This is a genomic window from Oleiphilus messinensis (assembly GCF_002162375.1).
GTDB lineage: Bacteria > Pseudomonadota > Gammaproteobacteria > Pseudomonadales > Oleiphilaceae > Oleiphilus > Oleiphilus messinensis.
On sequence record NZ_CP021425.1, the window covers coordinates 5,668,338 to 5,692,415 of the forward strand.

Here is a 24,078-nt window from a genome sequence, read left to right on the forward strand (position 1 = left end):
CAATTGTTAAATAAGCTCCTCGTTTCTTAGCGTCAGCACCTCATAACCATCCGCGGTAACGGCCACGGTATGCTCCCATTGTGCAGATAATTTTTTATCACTCGTGACAACCGTCCACCCATCTTTCTTCAATTTAACCTTGGACTTACCTTGATTAATCATGGGTTCGATTGTAAACACCATTCCTTCCTGCAGCACTAGACCCTTACCAAGTTGGCCATAATGCAGTACCTGCGGCTCCTCATGCATTTGTCGTCCAATTCCGTGTCCACAATACTCGCGAACGACAGAATAGCCATTTTTCTGCGCGTGCCTTTGAATGGCGTGACCAACATCACCAAGCGTAGACCCCGGTTTTACACTTCGTATTCCTTCCCACATTGCCTCGTAGGTTTTACCGACCAAACGCCTGGCGACCGGAGGCACCTCACCAATCATATACATCTTGCTGGAATCAGCGATGAATCCGCCCTGCTCCAATGTGATATCAATGTTTACGATATCTCCGGATTTCAGCTTTTGACTAGTTGATGGAATCCCGTGACATACGACATGGTTCACGGAGCTATTCAGAACATACTGATACCCATACTGGCCTTTACTCGCAGGACGCGCACGCAACTGATCGATAATATACCGCTCCGTCAGGTCATTTATGTCCATTGTTGAGACGCCAATCTCGATCAAGCCGTCCAGGTATTCAAAAACCGAAGCCAAAAGCCGACCGGACTCGCGCATGATCTTTAGCTCTTCAGCACTTTTCAGTTTTACGCTACTCACCAACGGCCTTCCTTAAATCAACTTCGGCCAGTTTCATCTGTTCGCGCATGATGTCTGTAAACGTCATGCTGGGATTCGCCTCAGCGAGCATGCCAACCTTTATCCAAAACTCAGCCTGAGCATTAATAGAGCGCACCATAACTGAACTAGCCTTACGAACTTCCTCATGAAGTTCGTCATTAATTTTAACAATTCCCATAGCACCACCAATATACACTTCGTATATGGATCATATACTCCCAATAACAAACTGACAATCTTTTCCACCAAAAACACAGATCATGTAGACAACAAAGTGAAGGGCAACACATTTAAGGCTTAAATGCAGGGCACAAGGAAAGACAGGATCACGCCACGGCAGGCAACAACATCAAGCACGATACCGGTGGGTGCGTAAAGATTTTGAAATAAACGTTGAACACGGATATTCCTGAAATAGATCCGTGAACTGTAAGCTCGAAATTCTCTACTTTTAACCATCAAAATGGTTTAGTTTGCATTATCGTATTTTTAGTGATGCAAGCCTATCAATAGTGCCCGTAACAAGAGCATCAATGCATTATCTGTCATCTGACTCAATCTAATCGCTTAAAGCTACCAGCTAGTGCTGGATAATTAAAATAATCTGTGTGACGTTTCACTTTTCCATCAACTATATGGAGAACCGATACACCGCGCGAAGCATATTTAACCGTACCTTCTTCTCCCATATCAACACGACTGGCTGGAACTATACCCTTACTTGAAACAATAAGAACCACTCGATCATTTGAAACATAATTATCCGTAAAATGGATCTCTACTTCTCCAAGGAGGTTAGCCTCCATAAAACTGAGAAATGTTTCTAATTCATCTATCTGAGGAGGAATGCCGAACTCATGGGGTGCTGAAGGATCTTCAAATACCATATCCGGAAAGGCGATGCTTCGAACAATATCGTGTTCACCAGAATAAAGCGCTTGGTAATATTTTACAGCTAAATCAATTTGAGTCATTTTAGATTCTCCAATTGCCAACAAAGCGATGGCATATCACAACACAAAACACAAACAACACAAAGGGTGTAGATCTATTTACTCCTCAAGCTGCCTGATAGCTCGTTGCTGCGCTTACAACATTATCCCAGAACAAATCAAATTTTGATTCGACATACAAGTAATGCCTGTCACTGTGAATAGAGGAGGAGCCGAAGAAAATGCCTGTCCAGGAAAAAACACGAAATTCTCTACGTTTAACCATCAGAACGGATGAAACTGAAAAACCATAATATTCACAGAATACTGATTTTTAGGCACAAAAAAAGGCAAGCCATGACAGCTCACCTTTTTGTAAGAACTCGTGAGCTATTAGATAGCTACAATATTCTCAGCCTGAGGGCCTTTTTGGCCTTGGGTTACAGTGAACTCAACCAATTGACCTTCAGCTAATGTTTTAAAACCTGAACTGACAATTGCACTGAAATGAGCAAATACGTCTGGGCCACTCTTCTGCTCAATAAAACCAAAACCTTTAGATTCGTTGAACCATTTTACGGTACCAGTAGTTGTATTAGACATAATAAATATCCTGTATATAAAAGTATAAGAATGCCTTCGCGAGGCACGAATAAGCGGGAAATATAAATTGAAATTTAGAATCTACAGGACGAAGAACTACAAAGATTACAACGAAATGGAGGTAATAAAAACATACTTACTTTCAAGCTGCCACCATCGTATAGGCCAAACGAAGTAAAGTCAAACTATTTCTCAGGCATCGAGACGGCATCGCGGACAGACACGCCTATCGCCCAACAGCAAAAAGGGATTTAGCCAAAACTTATATCGTGATCAAATTGAATCCGAATGAAGCAGCGAACTTGCATTCCTCGAATCGGGGCAATATACCAGAGCACCTTCCGACCATTCTTTGTCGTTTGGGTTTAGGCAGTCAAGACTGGATAACCCGATCAATGCAATTTGAATCAATCTACGAGCGGCAGTATTCAAAGCAAAGACTTATATCCGTCGCTGCCTAAGCACGCCAATCTTTCTAAATCCATTTCGGATTCTCTTTCAACGACGGCGAAGAATGGCTTTCGTCTTCAATTTGACAATTACCTCACGGATAGTCGAAGTTCTCTACTTTTAACCATCAGATTGGATGAATCTCCGATATCGCATTTGCAAAGTACCGAATTTTACGGATTTGAGTTTAAAATTTGATGCGGCATTTGATTGATACCTGTCCTTGCAGTGCGCGATTCACATTCGAGTACTTCGCTCTATCCCATAAACTTCAATAGATGAGTGAGGGGAAGGACTGAACAACAGTGTTAATGGAGTATCAACCATGGGTAGTGCAGATTGACCCAACCATGCATGTGCCTGAGTGATGCTAGATATGGTCTGCTGCCCAAGATGTTGTCCGGTTTCTAAATCAATGATTTCAACACTCCCGGATGTTTTATCCAGCAATAATGTGAGCTTTTCACTGTTCGAAATTAGTGGGGGGGATGAGGCAGCCACCTGTCCACCCGCGATAAATTGGAATGGTTCAATTTGGTATATTCCCCACTTGCGTTGTTTGCCCCGGCTCGTAAGTTCTACGATGCGATTGTTCTCCCAGCTAATCGCTTCTTGTTTTTCTTTTGACCCAGGCCAACGATTAATCTCTTTACCTGTTTTGGTATCAATCAATATGTTGTGATTTTCGGCTTTGACCAATAACCGCTTATCATCCGGAGATAATTCAACCGATAGGCTCGGTATTTCAATAAATTGAGCTTCTTCTGGGTGAGCAAAGGAAGCGATGATCACAAAATCTTGATCGAATGGTGTTGTAGAAAAATAATCCGTTCCAACTGATACATTGCTGGTAAACGCCCAATCAACGGAATACTTTTTATTTATTGGGCTATTTAATGAATAGTTCCAGTTATTAGTGTCACGATTCCAAATACATCCATTTACCATCACATATTGGCCATTGTTGGATATCGCAATTTCAGGCTTGGCGAGCTGCAAACAGTGTTTAGCTTGTTCTGCATAGTCGAATATTTTTGTAGCCTGAGTCAGGTTATCAATAACATGTATTTGATTATCAAAGACAAGCGTATTAGTCCCACCTGTCAATTTGGCGGAGAGCAGGTAGCCTGCATGCTCTGGTAAATCAAAACGTCCCATTAAGTTAAAATTAGAGAGTTCTCGTCGTTCCATTACTCGTTTTTCACAAGCCGGGAGGCATTCTGTATTCGAAGCGTGCTTCGGTAACGTTTCGATAACTTGTATAAGTGCCTCTGAACCTTTTACGTCATAACTCTTCGAAAAAATATACCCACTTTTATAGGGTGAGTGGATTGTCGAAGTGTGAATAAGCTTCACCTGTTCAAGTGCGTGAGCAGAATGATATTTGTTAAGTTCCCTATTCGGAGTGCCACAGGAGCTCACCAAAGTGGTAAATAGAATGACAAATAGCGCTTTACTTAGGGGGCGTAGCAGAAATAAAGCCATAAAAATAATCCAGAAAGTCGTTTACCGTGGATACTTTGATTGTGGTCGAACGGTGGTTATTTGGCCCAATTTGAGAGTAGAAGCCCCAAGTATATATCCAGAATTGAATTTGATAGGTACCAATGTCAGTATTTGCCAAAGCACTTGCTTCGATGTTGGTCCACGTCGATTTTGCTGACGCACGTACCTGAATAGAAGAAGTTAACATTATCCAATGGTCTGGGCCCCACCATGGCCCTTTGCCAACTGAACCTATCGATTTCGCTTTGACAAAAAAGAAAATCGCTCGGCCCGCTGTATTTTCTCTAGAAGCGAGTTTTAGATCGTTTAATGAGTTCGTAAATACAGTGCTCGCATTATCTTGATTCACAGTCCAATCAGTAGTTTTCAGCCACTTCGAAATTTCGCTAGGCAATGTGATGCCAGCTGCTGCGTCATCTAATGCGTCGTATCTGGGACTGGTGGTGTTCTTGAGGCTCGCTAGCGCTATCCAATCAATAGCTTCAATTTTATAGGGTGTCGAAGTCCACGATCCTGCTATTAAAAAATTGATTTACTGCTGAAATAGCTTTGCTGATGCGATTTGGGTCTCTGGAGTGTGAGTTCACGGCTGTTTATTTTCCCTATAAACCTGTAATGGTGGCTTAATCCTTTATATTGGCAAGTCATACTGATTGCTGAGCTTCCGAAACACAAGACTACTAAACCCGTTAATTAAAACCGTGAATGGCTTCGCAATTTGATATTTCTCAGGGACAGCAAGGAGACGGATTGGAAGGTTTGACCTTGAGTGCAATCGAAGAGTTAAAGAAAGCGATGACCGAAGCACGGGAGAGGGTCAAAAATCGTGGCCGAGGAGGTTTTCCGGTGTATGTCGGTAAAGATATTTTATGGCGCAGAGGATTCCGATAGGAAATAACCGGTTTGTTCCAGTACCGTATCGATTTGTACGGCTCTCTGTTGCAATAAGCTCCCATAGCCGATTTAGTCAAGTGAACATCATTGATGCACGAAAGGGAAACTCAACTCAATCACCCAAAAATGACTATATCGTGGCAATTGGCAAGAGTAGAATATGGCAATTAATTACGAGATGCACCAATGGGTATTTTTGACTAAACTTAATGGAAATAAAATAACATTCACCCGCGAATGATCTTCCTCGTTCTACATCGCTAATATCTAGAAACACCACCTCCATGGAGCAATACTTCATCGAGAGCACAAAATCAGGAGAAGGATATCCCATGAGCATTAAACAACAAATAGAATTTGCCCGTCGGGAACTCTTGGATATGGGATTGGGCACCAACCCCTTATTAAATTACCGCAGCAATGCCAAGAGCGTGGATATTGTTGACGAAATTGCCAGTCAAACATTTGATATTCTCATCAACGAAAACAAGTCGATGTATTTTCTGCCACTACCGGAAGCCTACCGGGAGCTGTATACGGAGAGCCAATCAGAATCAGATACCGACGATAGTCTACCTCCGCTGGAAACGTATTTAGAAGACAACGTAGGCGTTAATCGACATAAAGATTCGCACTTGCAGACCAAGTTGACTCCTGAGAAGCTGGAAATTTCCTTGATAAAAATTGAAAACGAAGCTCATACACTGTTGCAAGAACAAGGCATAGAGGTGCTTTATCTAGCGTTGGGTTTCCTAAAATGGTTTGAGGACAAAAACAGTGATATACCGTATTATGCTCCATTGATATTGCTACCCGTTGAATTACAACGGACTTCAGCCAAAGCAGCCTTCTCTATTCAATTTACTCAAGCGGATTTTGGCTCGAACCTAGCACTCGCTGCGAAACTAAAAGGCGAATTTCGGGTTGATTTACCGACGTTTGGAGATGAATTGGACGTTGAACATTACATGCAATCTGTACGCTCCGCAATCGAAGCACAAGAACGCTGGCAAGTGCTCGACAATCAAATTGCCTTGGGATTGTTTTCGTTTGGTAAATTCCAGATGTACGCAGATTTGGATGAGGGCAATTGGCCCCAGGGTAAGTCCTTGCTTGACCAGCCATTGCTCAAGGCACTGTTTGAGACCGGTTTTGTAAAAGACACTGAACAACTGGAAGGACTGCCCAATCATGAGAACGTTCGAGAACCGGAGAAACTGCATCTCGTCAAAGATGCGGATTCCAGTCAAACAAAAGCCATACTTGCCGTTATGGAAGGCAGTAATCTTGTAATTCAAGGTCCACCAGGTACCGGTAAGTCGCAAACGATTACTAATGTGATTGCGGAGGCCCTTGCCAAAGACAAAAAAGTACTCTTTGTCGCGCAAAAAATGGCCGCTCTGAAGGTTGTGAAAAAACGTCTGGATGAATCGCATTTAGGCGATGCTGTACTCGAACTACACAGTCATAAAAGTACGAAAAAAACGGTACTGGATTCCCTGAAACGGACATTTGAGCAGGGTAAACCTCAAGTGCCAGACCGCCAACAACATTATGAACGTTTAACGATGGTCCGGGGGCAGCTTGATCAATACGTCAATACGATTACAAAGCCCATTTTGCAGTCGGGCTTAGACTATATCGGAGCGCTTGGGCATTATCTGGATTTGCAGCAAGAAGAGGATTATCGTCGTTATCCACAGCTATCTTTTGATATGTTAAGGGATTGGGATTCTATCCAGTTGGCGGAAGCTGAACGGGGGCTTATTGCCGTTAAGGAGCATATTGACAGTTACGGTATTCCGTCTGAGAATCCGTACTTTGTAAGTACACGTACCGCCCTTTCACCGATAGAACAACAGAGAATCGAGCGGAGCGTAGCGGATTGCAAGCAAACCCTCGAAGACATTACCAGACTTGCACAACAACTAAGCCAGGAGATTGGATTAGACAAAAGCAAGACCTTGCATGATGTAGACAATTTATATCAAACATCACTTAGAGCACTGCAAGCGCCCAAATTAGCCGGCGTTAATCTGGCCGCGGATGCCTGGCAACAGCACAGGAATAGCGTACGACAGCTCATCACCGACGGCCAGTCAATGACTAGAATCTTTACCGAATACAAAGATCGTTTCATCACACAAGCGTTTACTGCGGTAATGGTGGAAATCAAACAGGGTTTGGTTGGTCGCGTTGATAAGTGGTGGCGTATTTTCTCTCCTCGCTATTGGAAGGCCAAATCAGCTCTACAGGCATACGTTACTCGTGGACTGACCGGTAAACCAATACAGTGGCTGGAGTGGGTGGATGATTTACTGCGATACCAGACGAGTTATCAAGCGTACCAAGAGTTACAGACTCTTGGTCAATCTTTATTCGCTGACCAGTGGCATGGCAAGGACTCGGACTGGAAAGCTCTGGGTGAACTATCAGAATGGGTGCTTTCTTTATATGATGATATCGCTGACGCTAAAGTTGATGCGGGCATCATCAAATTTCTCTCAAAGGCACCCACCCTCTCGGGCTGGAAAGCACAGCTTGCGATACTAAACGACGCAATTGAGGCATTGAGCGCACAATTAACCGAGCTTTATGAGCTTGTTCAGGTTCAAGCCACAGCAGGCACTCTTGAGCATAAAAATATCGATCTGCAAGACTTGTCAGAGCTACTGGCAGGCTGGCAGAATGTTGAAAAACTCTATGAAGCGTCGCGCTATAACCAAATTCAAGAAATATTGCGGGCTGTTGGGTTGTCAGAAATAATCCCGCTTGCCGCAGAATGGCACCTGCCAACTGAGTGTCTGTTGCCGACTTTAAAGGCTTCTTACTACGCTGGTTTGGTTAACGATGCCTATAACGCAAACCCGTGCATTCAGCAATTTGACAGGGTGCATCACGAGCGTTTAATTCAGGAATTTCGCCACCTTGATGGGGCGCTGTTCGACTTCGCGAAAGAAGCATTGGTAAGTCATTTGCACACCAAATTGCCCAACTATAACGCCCCAGGGGAAATGGATTTGTTGCGTAGAGAATTTACCAAGAAACGGCGCCATATTCCCATTCGCCGCCTGTTAAGCGAAGCCACCGCGGTTATTCAGCAAGCCAAGCCAGTTTTCATGATGAGCCCGATGTCCGTAGCGACATATTTACCTCCGGGAAAAGTGGAGTTTGATTTGGTGATATTTGATGAAGCCAGTCAAATCCCGGCACCCGATGCCCTTGGGGCGATTGCACGCGGGAAACAAGTGATAGTGGTCGGAGACAGTAAACAGATGCCGCCGACTAATTTTTTCGGTAGAGCAGTGGAGTTTAGTGATGAAGAAGCTGACGAAAGCACCACAGCTGATGTAGAGAGCATACTGGGTTTAATGCTTTCCAAAGGCGTGCCAGAGGCCATGTTACGCTGGCACTATCGTAGCCGTCACCATTCTTTGATCGCGGTATCCAATAACCAGTTTTATAATGATAAGCTGATGATTTTCCCAAGCCCCGGCTCTCACCCTGAGGCGACTGGGCTGTCATTGAATATCTTAACGGATACGGTGTATGGTCGTGGCTCCACTCGAAGCAATCCACTTGAAGCCGAACATATTGCTAAAGCGGTTCTACTCCATGCCAAGCATCGACCCCACTTATCTTTGGGGGTAGTCGCATTCAGCACCTCTCAACGTGACGCGATTTTATTTGCCCTTGAACGCCTGCGTCGTGTCAATGCGGAGACGGAGAACTTCTTTTCACACCACGAGGGGGGCGATGAGTTTTTTGTCAAAAACCTGGAAAATGTACAGGGGGATGAACGGGATGTCATATTTGTCAGTATAGGCTACGGTAAAATGCAATCCGGACAAATGACACAGAATTTCGGCCCGGTGAATAAAACCGACGGTGAACGACGCCTCAACGTGCTGATCTCCAGAGCAAGAATGGCCATGCAAGTGTATTGCAACTTTAGTGCGGATGATATTCGCGTGACAGCGGACACCCCCTTTGGCGTGAAAGCATTACAGGTATTTTTGAACTACGCGGCTACGGGACAATTGGAAACTTCTCGGGTAACAGGCAAAGAGCATGATTCGCCTTTTGAAGTGGAAGTACACAACGCGATCGAACAGTTAGGCTACGATGCAGAGCCACAGGTAGGTAGCAGTGGCTTTTACATTGACCTCGCAGTGCGGGATCCAAATAAACCCGGTCGCTTTATTCTTGCAGTAGAATGTGACGGTGCCAGCTACCACAGTTCCGCCTCTGCCCGGGATCGGGACCGGATAAGGCAGTCTGTACTTGAAGGCTTAGGCTGGCGATTTCATCGTATTTGGAGTACTGACTGGTTTAGAAATGCCGCTGGCGAAATCGAGCGGCTTAAGCAGTCTATTCAAGATGCCAGAAATGCCGTCGATAGTGAAGGCTTGCCCACAGACTCCTCCCCAACAATGGATGTTGCCGCACCACTTACTATCACCCGCAACGCTGATGAACCGGAAATCCGGCAAGTTGCGGTACCGAAATATCAGTACGTGTGCCCAGAGGAGCTTGAACTTGCTTTCGTTTCCGATATTGATGAGTTGTCGGATGTTGACGTTCAAAACGCAATTTTAAAACTGGTCCACATTGAGTCCCCAATCTGTCTATCATTATTATCAAGCCGAATCAGCAGTGCGGTTGGTTTTTCCCGTATAGGAGCAAAATTAAAAAATAGTATCAAAGAGTGGGTGATCCAATTAGTACATAGCAACAAAATTCGATTGATTGATGATTTTATCTACGCAAACTCCGAAAAGCCCATCCGCTTGCGAGACTGGAGTGCGCTTGATAGTGCCATGAGAAAAATCGAGTATGTCAGTGAAAAGGAACTTGAAAACGCCATTTTTGTCACAGTTCGAGATGCGGTAAGTATTGAGTCTGATGATTGTATTGCTGCTGCGTTAGCGTTAATTGGATTTCAACGCGTAACGGCGAAAGCAAAGCAACAACTACATAGCATTATTCAAGGCTTGCTCTATTTGGAAGAACTCCGGGAAGTGAACGGACGGTTGCAACTAGGCGTTACAGAGAATTCGGGTGGCTAAAAGGCAAATTGAAAGAATGGGCGTACCAATTACCGAGAACTCTAATAGACACAAGGAAGTGGATCAGAAATAATCGAGGTTTATTGAGGCGTTTTTAAATGAATTTTGACTCTTTCACTGTAATTTAATTTTCTAAAATCATCTCCCCAATATTTTTCAACTTGCCTTTCGATTAAGCCGCTTTTTTTTGCTTTTGTCAGAATTTGGTGAAGTTCTTCTTTATATTTTGCCCCTGCGTTGACGCCCGTCTTGCTAAGGTAAAAACGAAAATCTCTGTCGTAGATTAAGGCGAGTTTTTGTTCCACGTCGAGTTCTGGATGTTGTTTTGCTGAATCCAATACAGCGTTGATGCCCAATGCAAAATAATCGTACTGCCGACCTTTTCCAAGCATTTTAAAGATTAATTCCCATCTTCCCGAGTGCTCATGAACTAAGAGATTATTCTTCTTCCATATTTTCGCTTCGAACCACTTTTCGCCGAATCCACCGACTAAATTCAGGTTTCTGAAATCTTCCAGATTCTTCACATCATTGTATAAGTATTGATCCCCTTTTTTGATCAATAATATTCGTTTGCCGATCAAGCCATTGGTGATGCCAACATCAATTGGAATAAACTTTTTATTTCTTTCTTCAGACTCGATCAGCCAAAAAATGGATAGTCTACCCACCTCCAAGTATTTCACTATTCTCCTTTGAGGCAAGTCATCTGCAATGATAAGTTTTGGCGTATATCCGGCCTCAATAATGGCCTGCTCTAAAAGATTATGGAAGAATACATGATGTTGAGGATCCTCTGACAACGTTGGAATGTGCAACCTGATTTCATTCGTATAAGCATTTGAAACCAATAATGGAAAAAGCAACACGGCACTCGTTAGCGTATTCAATTTCGTTTTGAGCATGACAGTTTGTTACTTTATAGGCTTCGTGAATAACGTTCAGGTATGCCAGAATTCTGTTCTCTCACGTTTTCAAGTGCTATCGGGCTGGACTTACCCTCAAATATGAGTGTATCAGCTTTTAGCCAATGGGAAAGGGAGCATTCCAGCCGACATGTCTTCTATGAACCTCTCCAGAATGCAGCCAACGCGTTAGCAAATGCCGACTCTTGGGCGCATAGTTCTGGCTGCCAATGATTCGGGAAGCGTGTTCGATACTCTGCGTGATTGAAACGACTGTCGACCAACACCACTACGCCTCTATCCGTTTCGGAACGTATTACCCGGCCTGCTGTTTGCAGCACGCGAGTCATGGCGGGATACCGATAAGCGTAATCGAAGCCTGGTAATCCCTGCTGCTCAAATTCAGCCTTGAGCAGCGATTGCCGCAGGTTGAATTGCGGCAACCCTACCCCCAGTATCATCGCGCCGGAAAGTCTGTCCCCCTCGAAGTCAACGCCTTCAGCAAATACGCCACCGATTATCGCAAAGCCGAGCGTTGGAGGATGGCCTGCCGAGAAATGGGCCAGAAATGCTTCGCGCTCAGTATCCTTGGAGTCAGTGGTCTGCACAACAACCGGGATATCGGGGCGGTATTGCTGCCAAAGTGCATGGATCTGATTCATAAAACCATAGGAAGGGAAGAAAACCAGATAGTGCCCGGCCTTAGAAGTCCGGAGAATATCAATAAGCTGCACTATCCGGGATTCAAACCGGGCTCTTGCATGCCAACGCAAATCGATAAACGGGAGCACAAACACGCCCTGGTTTTCCGCTGGAAACGTTGCGTCCAGTGCCAGCCATTTCGGCCAATGCGGGGGACAGTCATCTGTCATCGCTCCATCAGACATCGCGCCAAGACGATGACTGTAAAACGCTGGTGGCGACAAGGTTGCCGAGAAAAACACCTTGGCATGTATTTTTTCGTTCAACACCTGCAGCCAGCGCGTTGCATCACAACAAAACAACTCAACCTCTGTGTGGCGATCCTGGCGGGTCCAAATGGTACGATGACTGGGGGCAAACAACTCGTGGATTTTGAGATAACGATAAAGTGTTTTCAGCCACTCCAGCCCCTCTGGCGTGAGCCGACCTCCCTTTTCACTGAACTCTGAGATGACTTCAGTCACCCGCTGGCACGCGTTATAGACAGTATTATCCGGTTCGGCCAAAACCACCTCAGACGCATCTTCGTCAGAGCGGGATCGTCTCAACACCCGTGCCAATGCTTGAACGCGACGCCCCAGAAGATCTTTTCTGGAAAATCCGGTCGTGGCTGCAGGTAACCTGCTGCTCAATGCGCCGGAGTACATACTGCGGGCGCGATCCGGAAGGTTATGGGACTCATCCACCAAGGCCACCATACGTTCCCGGCTCTCGTCAAAATACGCAAGCCTGACCAGCGGATCATAGACATAGTTGTAGTCACACACCGCGATATCGACCCAGTGCAACATCTGCAAGGCAAGTTCAAACGGGCACAATTGAAAGTCTCGGGCATAACGTTCGATCACCTCCTGCGTTAGATGCCCTGCTTTTAACAGGGCTTCCCGCGCTTCGGGCAAACGATCAAAAAAGCCCTTGCAATAGGCACAAGCGGATTCATCCAATGATGGGGCTGGGTCACCCAGTTGAAATGGTGCTGGCTCAGAGCTCTTATCCTCGCGCAGGCAAAAACAGGTGTTTTTCTTGGCCTGCAAAATCACATAGGTCAGCACTAAGCCCTGATCAACCATTTTTTGAATGGCGATCTGCGCCAATTCTCGGGTTGTCCGTTTTGCGGTGAGATACAGAATTTTGTCAATTTTATTCGCCCCGATGGCCTTTACCGCAGGAAAAAGCACGCTCATCGTTTTGCCTGTCCCTGTCGGGGCCTCTGCCAACAAGTTTCCACCATCCCGGATGACGCGATAGACGGACTCAGCCATACGACGTTGCCCCGGCCTGAACTCACCATAGGGAAACCTTAATTCCCGGGCTGTGTGACGCGCTTTTTCCCGGTGTGCATCCAGCAGTCGCATCCAGTCCAGATAGCGGCGCACAACTTGCTCTGCAAAGGTCGCAAGTTCGGCACGGGACATGATCTGCTGTGCCGAGTGTTCAGTATCCTCCAGCGTGTTGTACCAGACCACCTGAATCGCAACCTGCTCCAGATCATACTGCATGGCATAACAGTAGCCATATACTTTTGCCTGGCTCCAGTGCAACTGTTGTTGGCCATGATCGAGCTTGTCGACACTGACGTGGGTCGATTTAATTTCTTCAATAATCGGCGGCAGTTGACCAGGATAGACCACATCAATGCGACCACTGATTTGTAAACCAGCAAGCGTCTGGGTTACCGCCACCTCGGTTTCAACCCCTTTTGGGCGACGTTTTTGCAGTTTACGGTGGGCCTTTTGCCCCTCGCTCGCAGTGGGACCGCTGCTCACCTGCAAGCCGGTCGGTAGATCACCACTGCGGCAGGAAAATTGCACCAGCTCCGTCACGCTGACACGATACAGGTCTGTCACGGGGACTCGTCCCAGGTAACGTTCAGAACACTATGGGGAATGTCATGTTCCGCAAAGTAGGTCATCCAGCGCAGCTGGTTTTTCTGCAATTTGTCACCCGGGCCTTTTACCTCAACTAATTGGTAGCTGCGGTCAGTGACAAGCGGTGAATCAAACTCGGGATTAAGTCCGTCCGGGTGGAACAAGATCAGATCCGGCAAGCCGGAACGGTTATGTTTTATATCTGTGAAAATACGCTGAAACAAATGCTGCCAATCGGTGATCGGAATTAAATGACAGGCAGTTTTCAGCAGTTCCGGCTCAATATTTCCCCAAAATACCAGAGGATTTAACTGACCGTAATAGCGCTCGTAATTCTGGAGAACACAACGAGATAGTTCATCGGAACTGCTGACACGAGTTTGCCATTGCTCATACAGCGGCTTACGGCATTCAACAAAGTCGCGCTCATAAAAATCCGAGGGCATAATCTGAAACGGGTTGAAGAAAGCGCCCGGCACACTGGCGAACATCATCTCCCAGATTGATAACCCGAATACACTGTTGATTAATGTGTTTTCAACGTAATAACAAGTGTTATCTCCAGCAGAGTCTGTAGCCACACTCTCGTTAAAATAGTTTTGAACTGCCATCTCAACCCGCTGCCCCTGATTAGGCAACACCAGCGAATACTCAGGTGGCTTGTAGGCCTTGATTTTACGCCAGGGGTGCTTATGTTTGCGGGCTGTGCGAGCGCCAAAACTCTGGGCAAACACCAATTCTTCTTCGTTTCTTGGTGTTTCCAGTATCGTCTCGCATAGTGCCAACCCGGCTTCGATCTCACTTTGCTGGATTAAAATCCGGGACTGCCGTTCTCGCGACGGTGGCGTTTGGCATTCACGATACCATGCCAATGCGAGATCCAGATCGCCGAGACGTTCGAGTTGGCGTGCAAACTTCAACTTGACTCGTTCAACCCGTCGCCGTAATACCCGATCTTCCTGCGGGGCAACCGGGAGCTGGGCAATGAGTTCCGTTAATCGTGAGGCATCTTGCAGATCGTCATCCGTAAACTGATCAAGCACCCCGTAGTAATGAAGATGTGCATTGACTTGATCACGATGATGAAAAAAGCGGGACTCGTCGTCCAGACTGTACTCGGCAAAGGTATAAAGCCCCAGGTCTTTCAGCACAAATTCGGTCATGTCCTGGCGTAAGTTGCCAAAAAACAGGAGCTTCAATGTATCAAAAACCTGTGCCCGACAGAGCAGGAAGAGTTCATCCAAAGACGCCACACATGCAATCAACTCTGGGATTCGCGTAGCATCCGCCAACAGGGATTGTTCGAGTTCATCGCGGCGTAGCCGATTGAGGCTTTCATCACCGACCGCAGCTGTAATTTCGGGTTTGCTGAACAGCTTCAAAATTGTGTCCAGAGATAACGAAGGGTTGGTATCGATAAAGTCCATTCGGGCTAATTCCCGAGCCGCTTCATCAATATCTGTGATTTCGGCATACTGTAACTTGCTGCGACGAAAGACGTCCCCTTTGCGCGTGAGCATACGCACGTAGAGTTTTTGCGCGTCCCGGGAAAGCACAGCAAAGTCAGACAGGAAACGCGCCTCATCCAGATCGAGTAAATCACTGTATCGGACCGTTACAAAATCCGTAAGCTGCCTGAAATTATCAAGATAGTACTCAGGCTCGAGTTCAATCGCCATTCATTGTCCAGGTATTACCGATAATTAAGTGAATTGCCAGATGCTTACGCTCAGGGACAATCGTCCAATCCGGAGCAGACGCCCCCTATCCCCTCACAGAACGCTTTGAATTCATCCAGGTCAACAACTGCCAGCTGACACTTCAACGTCACTTGCTGGGCATAGGTGTTATCAATTACTGCAGCATCATGCTGATTCAGCCAGTGCCGGATTACATTTTCATGCTGGAAGTCCAAGGTTACCGATATGACCTGCTTCCGGATGAACAATTCCGTTTCAAGCCCATCCATTCCCTGTTGTGCCGAAGCGGAATAGGCGCGCACCAGGCCACCGGCCCCGAGTTTAATGCCCCCGAAATACCGGATAACAATTAACATGATATCCCCGACATCTTTGTGCTGAAGCACGTTTAAAATGGGCTTGCCTGCGGTACCACCCGGTTCACCATCGTCCGACATGGCCACAGAGCGCGGTGAATGGGGATCCCCCAGGAGATAGGCCCAACAGTGATGACGGGCATCCGGATAATCCTTGCGCGCCACGTCCAGCCACGCCATTGCCTGTTCCCGGGTCTCGGCACGATAGACTCGGGCAATGAAGCGGCTTTTTTTAACTTCCATCTCGGTTTCAACGGGTGCTGCAGGTACGTTGTAGTCTCTTAACATCAGGGGGTTCTTTCTGCTTTTTCTATGATTCTATCGTTCAATTAACGGCCCGGACTGAGCGCTATAAATCAAGGGGAGAGTAATATACACTACTCGCCATTGAAACAGGTCGGGACACACAGCTTGACTGAATCCTGCAAAGATTACCATTTAATTACGACCTGTATTTTAACTATCTGTATTTAACAAAGACATCGGGGCACCTGTGCTGCCAAGCATCAGGTTTGAAGATTGAACTCAATTCACGACGGCCTGGAACCGACATGGCACTCTCCGCAACGCTCTATAAAGCTCATCTCACCGTCAATAATTTTGACACCAATGAATTCGGTACGTACGAACTGACCGTCGCGAGGCACCCGTCGGAAACGGAAGCACGACTCATGCTTCGACTCATTGCGTTTGCCAACTACGCACATGATCGACTGGAATTTACCCGGGGCCTGTGCGTCAGTGAAGAACCCGAACTTTGGCAAAAAGATGATACCGGCCACCCACAGCGCTGGATCGAATTGGGTTTACCGGAATTCAAACGACTCAAACAGCGCAGCTCGAAAGCAACACAGCTTGTCGTATTTGCCTATGGCGATCAAAACGCACAAAATTGGCGAGAGCAAAACCAATCGTCATGGGCAAAGCTTGATAACCTTTCAGTGACTTATATCGAAACTGCAGATTTGCAGTCAGCTGCGCAGCGCTGTCAACGCCGCATGGAACTGCACGTGAGTATTCAGGATGGTCTGTTTGAATTGACAGCCTTTGGTGACACGCAATCGGGAGAACCGATCAACATTCGTCTGGAAAAATGGAAGTAACCGCATGACTTTGGCTGATCTTTTTTGGGTGTTTCTACTGACATTTATTGCGTGGTACTGGTGGAAATCGAAAGAGTTCAAAGAGCTGGCATTGGCCGACTTAAAACGGCATTGCCAGAGGGTCGATGTGAAACTACTGGATGACACTATCTTTCTCAGAGGCATTTGGCTAAAAAGAGATTCAGACGGCCGTTTACATGTCTGGCGGCGCTTTGCCTTTGAGTTTGCGACCACCGGAGAATCCCGCTACAGCGGAAAGGTCGTCATGCTGGGCCGCAAAATCACCAATATTGAAATGGATGCACACCGTATTTAAGACTGAAGCATTCCAGCAGACTCAGATCGAAAAAATAGCCATTCCCTTCTATGCTTAAAAAACAACCAAACTTCCAGTGTAGGATACCCTACGATGTCTGATTTGCCCGTTATCACCCAGTTTACAGCGCGGTATTTTTGCATGAAGCCTGCACTGCCGCATCAACAGGTTGTGGTGCATGCTTTGTGTGATGCTGTGTGGCTGGGGAATATGGGAGGTACCCACCCAGGCAGGAGAGCTACCGGTTGCGATCAGTTCATTGAGTATGGACACTACTTCAGACAGTGAACTTGAACCGATGCGCCGCAAACCGACATTGCGTGTTGCCGGGGATGTCTACTGTCCTTACAGTGGGTGCCTGGACAAAATCCGTAAAGGATTTATGGTTGATCTCGTTGATGCCGTTTACGGCACAGACTACCGAATAGAATATGCGTTCCTGCCCTGGAGCCGGGCGGTACGTCAGACCCAGGAAGGACAATTCAATGCAATACTGGGTATTGTGAAAATAACCGCACCAGACCTGCTTTACCCCAAACTCCCCGCAACAGTTTACCGCGGGTGCTTTTTCACCAAGCGACATCACCCCTGGACGTATCAGGGCATTGCCTCGCTCCGGTCAATCAAACTTTTACTGGTGCAGGATTTCGGCTACGGCGGCAACCATCCAGAATTTGCAGACTATATTGCGCACAATAAAAACGACAAACAGCGCATCCTCTGGATTGCAGGACAAGACAATCTGAATGTTCGGCTACGCATGCTCGTGGCGGGACGGGTCGATGCGTTCGCTGAAGACTACAACATCGTCCGCTATCACCTGTTGCAGACGGGACGCCTGGCAGAGTTCAAATCCGCTGGCTGCAATGAGCGGGTTCCGGGCTACATCGGTTTCAACCGAAACATACCCGATGCTCAGCAACACGCCAACCAGTGGGACACAGAAATCACTAAACTGCGTGCCTCAGGCAAACTGGCTCGGTTACTTGAGCCATACGGCGTTGGAGACTGGCTTAATGACTGAAAGATCCCATTCACAGTAACAGTTCAAAAATTCAGTGCTAAACTTTAGCCATTGCCTTGCGTATGGAGAACGATGATGAGGAAGCTTACCCGGTTGTGGCTGATACTAATGATAACCCTGTTCAGTCTGCGCTTGTATGGCTCGGAATCACTTGTTATCTCAGTCTCCAAAACGCCACTCTCAGCGCCGATATTCGTTGCAGATGCACTAGGCTACTTCGCTGATGAGGGCCTGGATATCACCCTGACTTCAGTCAATGGTGGGCATCGATCCATGCAGGATGTGATTGCAGGACGAGCCGACTTTGGCACATCTTCCGACATGGTCATCATGAATACGCTGAAATCAGGAAAAGCGATCAACATTTATGCGACTTTTGTTTCCTCCTCCCGTGATTCCGGTTTGATCGTAAACACATTGGCCAACGTTAACAATCCAACTGACTTGAAAGGCAAACGGATTGGTATGACCAAGGGCACCTCAAGTCATTATTTCCTGGATATGTTTCTGCTCCTGGCAGGCCTTGAGCCCAGCGACGTTGATCAGGTCAATGTCCAACCGGAAAAAATGACCCAAGCTCTGGAATCCCAACAAGTTGATGCCATATCCACGTGGGAACCGTGGCTGACAGCAACCATATTGAAACTGAAGTCAAACGCCACTCTGCTCCATGATGTCAATGCCTACTCGCTAACCTTTAACCTCGTGTCGAAGCGACCCTCTCCCAGCACGAAAACAGTACCGGCGCTCCTGAAAGCATTGCTGAAAGCGGAAGCGTTTATCCGTAAAGATTCAGAGAAAGCCAAACAGATTGTCGCGAAACGCCTGCAGTCCGATACGCCTGTTTTAAATCGAATCTGGCCCTACTACGATTTTACGGTTCGTCTGGATCAGTCATTAGTTGCCACAATTGAAAGCCAGCTTCACTGGTCACAAATCTTTGGCCAAACTAGAAACCAGTCAATCAAGCTGCTTGATGCGATTGATACCACACCACTACTGGAAATCGCTCCATCAAGGGTAAGTATCTACAAATAAACCATGAAAATTAAATTCATTATCGTGATACTGGCATTGCTATCGTTGTTGGTGTCGGTGATCATCGCGACAACCCTGAATGATGCGCAACGAACCTTTCAAAAGACGCAGGAAAGTATCATTCTAAGCTATGACCTGAACGACCAGGTCGCCAATCTAAACACGCTTGCAGGTGACCTGGTTAATGGCAGCGCCCGGGCAGCACAACAATGGCAAGCGAATATTCAATCTGTAAAAAAACAGCTGGATCGACTGGTTGAGCACCCTGGTTTCGCAAAGGTCAGCAAAAAGCTAAACACTAACCTGGTCAGCAATGTACGCAATAGCTTTACCACACTGACCCGTTTTGCGGGACGAGTGCAACAAATTAATACCAGAGGCAGTGCGCTACCGGCACATGTACAAGTCGTTTTGTACCAACAGCTGCAAAATGAAACCAAACTACTCTCAGAGCAAGTCAAACGCATCAGCACGTCATTGGTTGATCAGCATGCAATTTCCAACGAAGCCTTGATAAACCGTCTGCTCAGCGTGCTGGGGGCATTTTTCTCAGCCATTCTCATCGCCGTCTGCGCCCTGGGATATCTCATTCTCAGTAAAACAGGTCAACTCGCTCAGGTTTCCCAACGTTTCAGCGAAGGCGATAACAGCGCCCGTCTACCCGTCAAAAACAAAACCGAATTTGATGATGCGTTCCAGCAATTTAACCACATGGCGGATCAGATCGATAAAGTACAAAACCAGCTGATCGACTCCAAAGAGCGTCTGGAGCTGGCGGCAAAAGCTTCAGGACTCGGCATATGGGAGTTGGATTTGCGCACAAACCGGCTTACTTGGGACACCCATATGCACCGTCTGTACGAAACCCCCGAAGCAGAAATGTCGAGCGAGGATTTGTATGGCTACTGGTTATCCCGACTGCATCCGGAAGATGTCATGGCGGCAGAGACATCGTTTAAAAAAGCACTGGAAACCCAGGAAAATTGGGAAGTCGAGTTTCGTGTTGTGATGCCGGATGAACGGATCAAATACATTAAGTCCATGGCAACATTCGAGCGGGTTTCAGGCTCCGCGATCAAAATCATTGGCGGCAATCTCGAAATCAGCGCGCAACGCAGACTGGAAATCCGGCTTCGGGAGTCCGTTCGACTGGCTACTGCAGCAAATGATGCGAAAAGCGCATTTTTAGCCAATATGAGCCATGAAATCCGAACCCCGATGAATGGCGTGCTGGGCATCATTGAACTGCTGAAGAAAACACCGCTGAACGAACGACAGCAGGAATACCTTACCCTGGTTACGAGCTCGGCACAGACATTGCTCACGCTCTTAAACGACATACTCGATTTGTCCAAAATCGAAGCCGGACAAATGCAGCTGCGCCCGGATATTCTGGATCTCGAGAAATGCATTGAAACCGTCACAAAAGGATTCGGGCCCAGTGCCCATAAAAAACACTTGAACCTGCAAATGTGTATTAACCCCGAGCTCCCGAAATACATCACTGCAGATGCAACCCGGTTAGGGCAAATTCTATTCAACCTTTTAGGCAATGCCATTAAATTTACGCCGTCGGGCGAAGTTTCAGTCGAAGTGAATTTTGGTTCAGACAGTATTCCGGCTCCGAATAAAACGTTTTACCTGCTGCTTACGGTTTCTGACACAGGAATCGGCATCGAGCCCAAACTGCAGTCCAAAATACTGGCGCCCTTCAATCAATTGGATTCAAGCGCAACGCGTCAGTATGGCGGGGCAGGGCTTGGACTGACTATCGTCAATCAACTTGTCAGTCTGATGGGCGGGCATCTGCATATTCGCAGTGAACTCGATTCCGGCACGTCAATCACTGCGCGCGTCCCCGTTCTGGTTCCAGACTCCGAACGGTATGAAGCGAAACTGAAAAGTGATGTGCGCCCGGATTTTAATTTGCAACTCCAACCCATATTGATACTCGACCCAAGTTTGATAAACCGCAACTGGCTGTACCGGGTTATTCACTACCAGAAAGGTCGCGCAGACAGTACTCCTTTTCCAGAAGAAGCACTGGAAAAAATCAATCTGGCGAATCAGGACAAGAGCCCCTATAAACTGCTTATCCTCGACTGGCAGGTTCTGCATCAGAACCCCGAATATGGCAGTCGACTGCAGGCCTCTCATTCAGGACCGATTATTGTGCAATTACCTTCATCTTATGAAGATGAAAACCTGGCCGCATTCAAGGCTCTGGAGCAGACAAACCAGCTCTATTTTTTAAAAAAACCGGCATCACAATCAGATTTATGTACCTTGATGATTAAAGCCCTGTCCGTATCGGTCCCCGCAGCAGTCTCTGAGTCCTGTGACGCTGCCGACAACGGGCCAATTCAGGTATTGAATATACTGGTTGCAGAAGACAACCTGGTCAACCAGACCCTCATCGAAGATTTACTCGAAGAGTGGGGACACAAGGTCACCCTCGTTGACAATGGTCGGGATGCGTTAGAACTGTCCGATAGTAATCAGTTTGACGTCATTTTGATGGATGTTCAGATGCCTGTGATGGACGGGCTCACAGCAACCCGGGAAATTCGGGCCCGAGAACGCGAAACTAATCAACACATACCAATCATTGCCCTGACCGCACATGCGCTCAAAGGCGACAAGGAAATCTGCCTTGCAGCCGGTATGGATATTTATCTGACCAAACCCTTGGTCGCAGACCAGTTATACGAGGCGCTGTTGAGTCAACGTCCCCGATCTGGCCAAAGCCCTCCCCCACTTGCTGACTCTAACTTGGATTCTGGACCAGCCTAATGGGTACCCGATAAACCAGAATAACGAAAAATCACGCCGCTGCGAGCGTGCACTTTTCCAAAGTCAGGTTTTCAGCTAGATTTAGAGGACACTACGCGTCCGAATTACTGAGTTGGCAATGAATGATCTGGTAAAACAAACTAAAACGCTGCGCCTTTTCCGCTTGTGCGTCATCTTGATAGGCTTGGTCGTTTCGATTTTGATCTATTGGTTTGTCGACCAATCCCAACGACAACAAGCTTACACTGAGATGCGTCTGGTCACGCAGCAGCGAGCATTGGCACTCACGGATCGCACCTCATCACGTCTGGCATCGTTGCAAACCTTACGCAGCCAGATTGAGCACTCCGGGAATCTATCGCCTGCGGCCTTCAAGAATCAAGCCGAGATATTGCTCGCCTTTTTTCCTGAAATCGAATCGATTGAGTGGGCCCCCAAAATCAAATCCGGATCTCTAGATTCATTTGAACGGCGACTCCAGCAAACCCAGGCCAAGACCACCCAGCTGACACTGAGTGACTCCGAGTCCAGCGGTATTGCCTTTCACTTACCCATTGAGTACCAACACCGACACAAGCACCTTCCACTGCAACATCCACCCGGTTTTGACTTAATTCGCGAAGCACAGTGGCGGGATGCGATTAGAAGTGCCATAGACCGCAATATGATCACATCTACCCGACGCTATCTCGCCTTCGCTGAGGATCACCCGACAGACCTGATCCGGCTCTTCTTACCCGTATTCCAAGCAGATACCAGCCAGAATCAGCTCCGGGGTCTACTCTCTCTGGAGCTCAACGTAAAACGATTCATCGAACAGGCTACGCAATCAAACCTGGCCCAAGCTGTGCCATTTGAGGTTTACGATAATGAAGACCACAACAAGATTCCGCTTTACCATTGGCCACCTGCTGAAATATTTTCCGGACTCGACTCTCCCCTCGAACACAAAACGGTCGTACTTCCCTTCGCCGATCATGAATGGACATTGGTGAATGTGGCCACGCCCGCGTTCATCCAGAAATACCAGAATCGTTTGCCTATTTGGTTATTCGTGGCGAGTTTACTTTGCACGATTGCGGTATACGTCATTGTCCGGATTACGCAAAGCCTGGCCGAGCGCCTGCATGAAGAATCCAATGACCGCTGTTGGCAGCTGGAACAAAGCAACAAAGCGCTGAGCAACAAGATGATAGAGAAAGGGACATTCGAGAACGCACTCCGAGAAAGCCAGGATCGTCTGCACGACTTTATACGCATCAGTGATGACTATTTCTGGGAGCTGGATACCAACCACCATTTCACCTACGTATCAAAACAGATCGTGCAATTCACCGGATTTCCACCCACGGCCATGATAGGGTCATCATTCCTGGATATGCTGCATGAGGAAGACAGCAATTCATTCCGGCAGGCCCTTGAGAAAGCGATCCCTAAAAAACGTAAGATAGCAATCGAACTACGCTGTAAAGGACATCATAACCACTGGCGCTGGGAAAAGATCAATGTCCGCCCGATGTTCTCCACAGAAGGACATTGCATTGGATTTAGAGGAATCAGTCAGGATATTACTGACACCAAAGACGAACTGGAGCTATTGCCGGAAACGGAACCGTTACTTGCAAACGAGTCCTACGGCTCAGCCCAACAAGCGATAAACTCAGTCGCTGATCAAATTACTTCAGACCGCCGTTTTGCCCAAAAACTGGAAAACTTTATCCATCGTCACAAAGCAACACTGGACAAAACAAGAGAAGCCTTTTTCCGGGAAGCGCTTCCCGAGGTCGCCCATGAGCTCGCCGCGTTACATGAGGATGCTGCCGAAATTGGTGCGGATAAAATCAGTGAACTCGCCGGGGAATTGAAAGAAAGTCACTACAAGCAAGCACACCGGGAAGAACAGGAGCGTCTCATCGAGCAACTGGAGTCCCACCTGGAGCCGATGATGGATAACATTAATCAATCACTACATCGCCAAAACCCTGGATCAGCCGGTCAAAAACAGGCCTGACCGGTAT

18 protein-coding genes are annotated in these 24,078 nt (G+C 47.1%); 8 read left to right on the forward strand and 10 right to left on the reverse strand.

Annotation, left to right across the window (positions count from 1 at the left end; translation table 11 throughout):
• Positions 1-6: 6 nt before the first annotated feature.
• The 6 genes from map to OLMES_RS24540 form a co-directional block, all read right to left on the reverse strand.
• On the reverse strand, positions 7-780 hold the full coding sequence (map, locus tag OLMES_RS24515; RefSeq protein ID WP_087463668.1) for a type I methionyl aminopeptidase: 774 nt from the start codon (positions 778-780) through the stop codon (positions 7-9).
• Positions 773-979 (reverse strand): ParD-like family protein, encoded by a 207-nt coding sequence (locus OLMES_RS24520; protein ID WP_087463669.1) that lies wholly within the window; start codon positions 977-979, stop codon positions 773-775. The genes map and OLMES_RS24520 overlap by 8 nt, the downstream gene beginning before the upstream one ends.
• Before the next feature lie 376 nt (positions 980-1,355).
• Positions 1,356-1,775: a nuclear transport factor 2 family protein gene (locus OLMES_RS24525; RefSeq protein WP_087463670.1), complete on the reverse strand. Its 420-nt coding sequence runs from the start codon at positions 1,773-1,775 to the stop codon at positions 1,356-1,358.
• A 351-nt stretch (positions 1,776-2,126) separates the two neighbouring features.
• Entirely contained in the window at positions 2,127-2,336 is a 210-nt protein-coding gene (locus OLMES_RS24530; RefSeq protein WP_087463671.1) for a cold-shock protein, read from the reverse strand.
• A gap of 687 nt (positions 2,337-3,023) precedes the next feature.
• Positions 3,024-4,271 carry a hypothetical protein gene (locus tag OLMES_RS24535; RefSeq protein ID WP_157678559.1) on the reverse strand — a complete coding sequence of 416 codons (1,248 nt, stop codon included), beginning with the start codon at positions 4,269-4,271 and terminating at the stop codon, positions 3,024-3,026.
• Complete coding sequence (locus tag OLMES_RS24540) at positions 4,240-4,641, reverse strand: hypothetical protein (protein ID WP_157678561.1); 402 nt, start codon at positions 4,639-4,641, stop codon at positions 4,240-4,242. Before OLMES_RS24540 ends, OLMES_RS24535 begins: the two co-directional genes overlap by 32 nt.
• Before the next feature lie 356 nt (positions 4,642-4,997).
• On the opposite strand from OLMES_RS24540, the gene OLMES_RS24545 reads away from it, so the two are divergent.
• Both OLMES_RS24545 and OLMES_RS24550 read left to right on the forward strand, forming a co-directional pair.
• Positions 4,998-5,183, forward strand: a complete 186-nt coding sequence (locus tag OLMES_RS24545; protein WP_087463674.1) for a hypothetical protein — start codon at positions 4,998-5,000, stop codon at positions 5,181-5,183.
• Positions 5,184-5,518: 335 nt separating this feature from the next.
• Entirely contained in the window at positions 5,519-10,255 is a 4,737-nt protein-coding gene (locus tag OLMES_RS24550; protein WP_198343116.1) for a DUF3320 domain-containing protein, read from the forward strand.
• 80 nt (positions 10,256-10,335) lie between these two features.
• Here OLMES_RS24550 and OLMES_RS24555 read toward each other — a convergent pair whose 3' ends face one another.
• The 4 genes from OLMES_RS24555 to OLMES_RS24570 form a co-directional block, all read right to left on the reverse strand.
• Positions 10,336-11,160 carry a hypothetical protein gene (locus OLMES_RS24555; protein ID WP_087463676.1) on the reverse strand — a complete coding sequence of 275 codons (825 nt, stop codon included), beginning with the start codon at positions 11,158-11,160 and terminating at the stop codon, positions 10,336-10,338.
• Positions 11,161-11,318: 158 nt separating this feature from the next.
• Positions 11,319-13,709 (reverse strand): ATP-dependent DNA helicase, encoded by a 2,391-nt coding sequence (locus OLMES_RS24560; RefSeq protein ID WP_087463677.1) that lies wholly within the window; start codon positions 13,707-13,709, stop codon positions 11,319-11,321.
• Complete coding sequence (locus tag OLMES_RS24565; RefSeq protein WP_087463678.1) at positions 13,706-15,409, reverse strand: VRR-NUC domain-containing protein; 1,704 nt, start codon at positions 15,407-15,409, stop codon at positions 13,706-13,708. The genes OLMES_RS24560 and OLMES_RS24565 overlap by 4 nt, the downstream gene beginning before the upstream one ends.
• Before the next feature lie 50 nt (positions 15,410-15,459).
• On the reverse strand, positions 15,460-16,074 hold the full coding sequence (locus tag OLMES_RS24570; protein ID WP_087463679.1) for a YigZ family protein: 615 nt from the start codon (positions 16,072-16,074) through the stop codon (positions 15,460-15,462).
• 263 nt (positions 16,075-16,337) lie between these two features.
• Between OLMES_RS24570 and OLMES_RS24575 the strand changes: the two genes are divergently transcribed.
• The 6 genes from OLMES_RS24575 to OLMES_RS24600 all read left to right on the forward strand — a co-directional run bounded on the left by OLMES_RS24575 (position 16,338) and on the right by OLMES_RS24600 (position 24,071).
• On the forward strand, positions 16,338-16,889 hold the full coding sequence (locus OLMES_RS24575) for a YaeQ family protein (RefSeq protein WP_087463680.1): 552 nt from the start codon (positions 16,338-16,340) through the stop codon (positions 16,887-16,889).
• Between the two features lie 4 nt (positions 16,890-16,893).
• On the forward strand, positions 16,894-17,205 hold the full coding sequence (locus OLMES_RS24580; protein WP_087463681.1) for a DUF3301 domain-containing protein: 312 nt from the start codon (positions 16,894-16,896) through the stop codon (positions 17,203-17,205).
• 178 nt (positions 17,206-17,383) lie between these two features.
• Complete coding sequence (locus OLMES_RS24585; protein ID WP_087463682.1) at positions 17,384-18,229, forward strand: substrate-binding periplasmic protein; 846 nt, start codon at positions 17,384-17,386, stop codon at positions 18,227-18,229.
• A gap of 72 nt (positions 18,230-18,301) precedes the next feature.
• The gene (locus OLMES_RS24590) at positions 18,302-19,267 is read left to right on the forward strand and encodes an ABC transporter substrate-binding protein (protein ID WP_087463683.1); all 966 of its coding nucleotides are present in this window, start codon (positions 18,302-18,304) and stop codon (positions 19,265-19,267) included.
• A 3-nt stretch (positions 19,268-19,270) separates the two neighbouring features.
• Positions 19,271-22,060, forward strand: a complete 2,790-nt coding sequence (locus OLMES_RS24595; protein ID WP_087463684.1) for a response regulator — start codon at positions 19,271-19,273, stop codon at positions 22,058-22,060.
• A 118-nt stretch (positions 22,061-22,178) separates the two neighbouring features.
• A complete protein-coding gene (locus tag OLMES_RS24600; RefSeq protein ID WP_087463685.1) occupies positions 22,179-24,071 on the forward strand; it encodes a PAS domain S-box protein in 1,893 nt (630 codons plus the stop codon).
• Positions 24,072-24,078 lie beyond the last annotated feature (7 nt).

What these genes read in the sequence shown, in the direction of transcription:
- OLMES_RS24520 (WP_087463669.1), bottom strand. Translation starts at nt 979, where the DNA reads ATGGGAATTGTTAAAATTAATGACGAACTTCATGAGGAAGTTCGTAAG.
- OLMES_RS24525 (WP_087463670.1), bottom strand. Translation starts at nt 1,775, where the DNA reads ATGACTCAAATTGATTTAGCTGTAAAATATTACCAAGCGCTTTATTCT.
- OLMES_RS24530 (WP_087463671.1), bottom strand. Translation starts at nt 2,336, where the DNA reads ATGTCTAATACAACTACTGGTACCGTAAAATGGTTCAACGAATCTAAA.
- OLMES_RS24535 (WP_157678559.1), bottom strand. Translation starts at nt 4,271, where the DNA reads ATGGCTTTATTTCTGCTACGCCCCCTAAGTAAAGCGCTATTTGTCATT.
- OLMES_RS24545 (WP_087463674.1), top strand. Translation starts at nt 4,998, where the DNA reads ATGGCTTCGCAATTTGATATTTCTCAGGGACAGCAAGGAGACGGATTG.
- OLMES_RS24550 (WP_198343116.1), top strand. Translation starts at nt 5,519, where the DNA reads ATGAGCATTAAACAACAAATAGAATTTGCCCGTCGGGAACTCTTGGAT.
- OLMES_RS24555 (WP_087463676.1), bottom strand. Translation starts at nt 11,160, where the DNA reads ATGCTCAAAACGAAATTGAATACGCTAACGAGTGCCGTGTTGCTTTTT.
- OLMES_RS24565 (WP_087463678.1), bottom strand. Translation starts at nt 15,409, where the DNA reads ATGGCGATTGAACTCGAGCCTGAGTACTATCTTGATAATTTCAGGCAG.
- OLMES_RS24570 (WP_087463679.1), bottom strand. Translation starts at nt 16,074, where the DNA reads ATGTTAAGAGACTACAACGTACCTGCAGCACCCGTTGAAACCGAGATG.
- OLMES_RS24575 (WP_087463680.1), top strand. Translation starts at nt 16,338, where the DNA reads ATGGCACTCTCCGCAACGCTCTATAAAGCTCATCTCACCGTCAATAAT.
- OLMES_RS24580 (WP_087463681.1), top strand. Translation starts at nt 16,894, where the DNA reads ATGACTTTGGCTGATCTTTTTTGGGTGTTTCTACTGACATTTATTGCG.
- OLMES_RS24585 (WP_087463682.1), top strand. Translation starts at nt 17,384, where the DNA reads ATGCTTTGTGTGATGCTGTGTGGCTGGGGAATATGGGAGGTACCCACC.
- OLMES_RS24590 (WP_087463683.1), top strand. Translation starts at nt 18,302, where the DNA reads ATGATGAGGAAGCTTACCCGGTTGTGGCTGATACTAATGATAACCCTG.
- OLMES_RS24595 (WP_087463684.1), top strand. Translation starts at nt 19,271, where the DNA reads ATGAAAATTAAATTCATTATCGTGATACTGGCATTGCTATCGTTGTTG.
- OLMES_RS24600 (WP_087463685.1), top strand. Translation starts at nt 22,179, where the DNA reads ATGAATGATCTGGTAAAACAAACTAAAACGCTGCGCCTTTTCCGCTTG.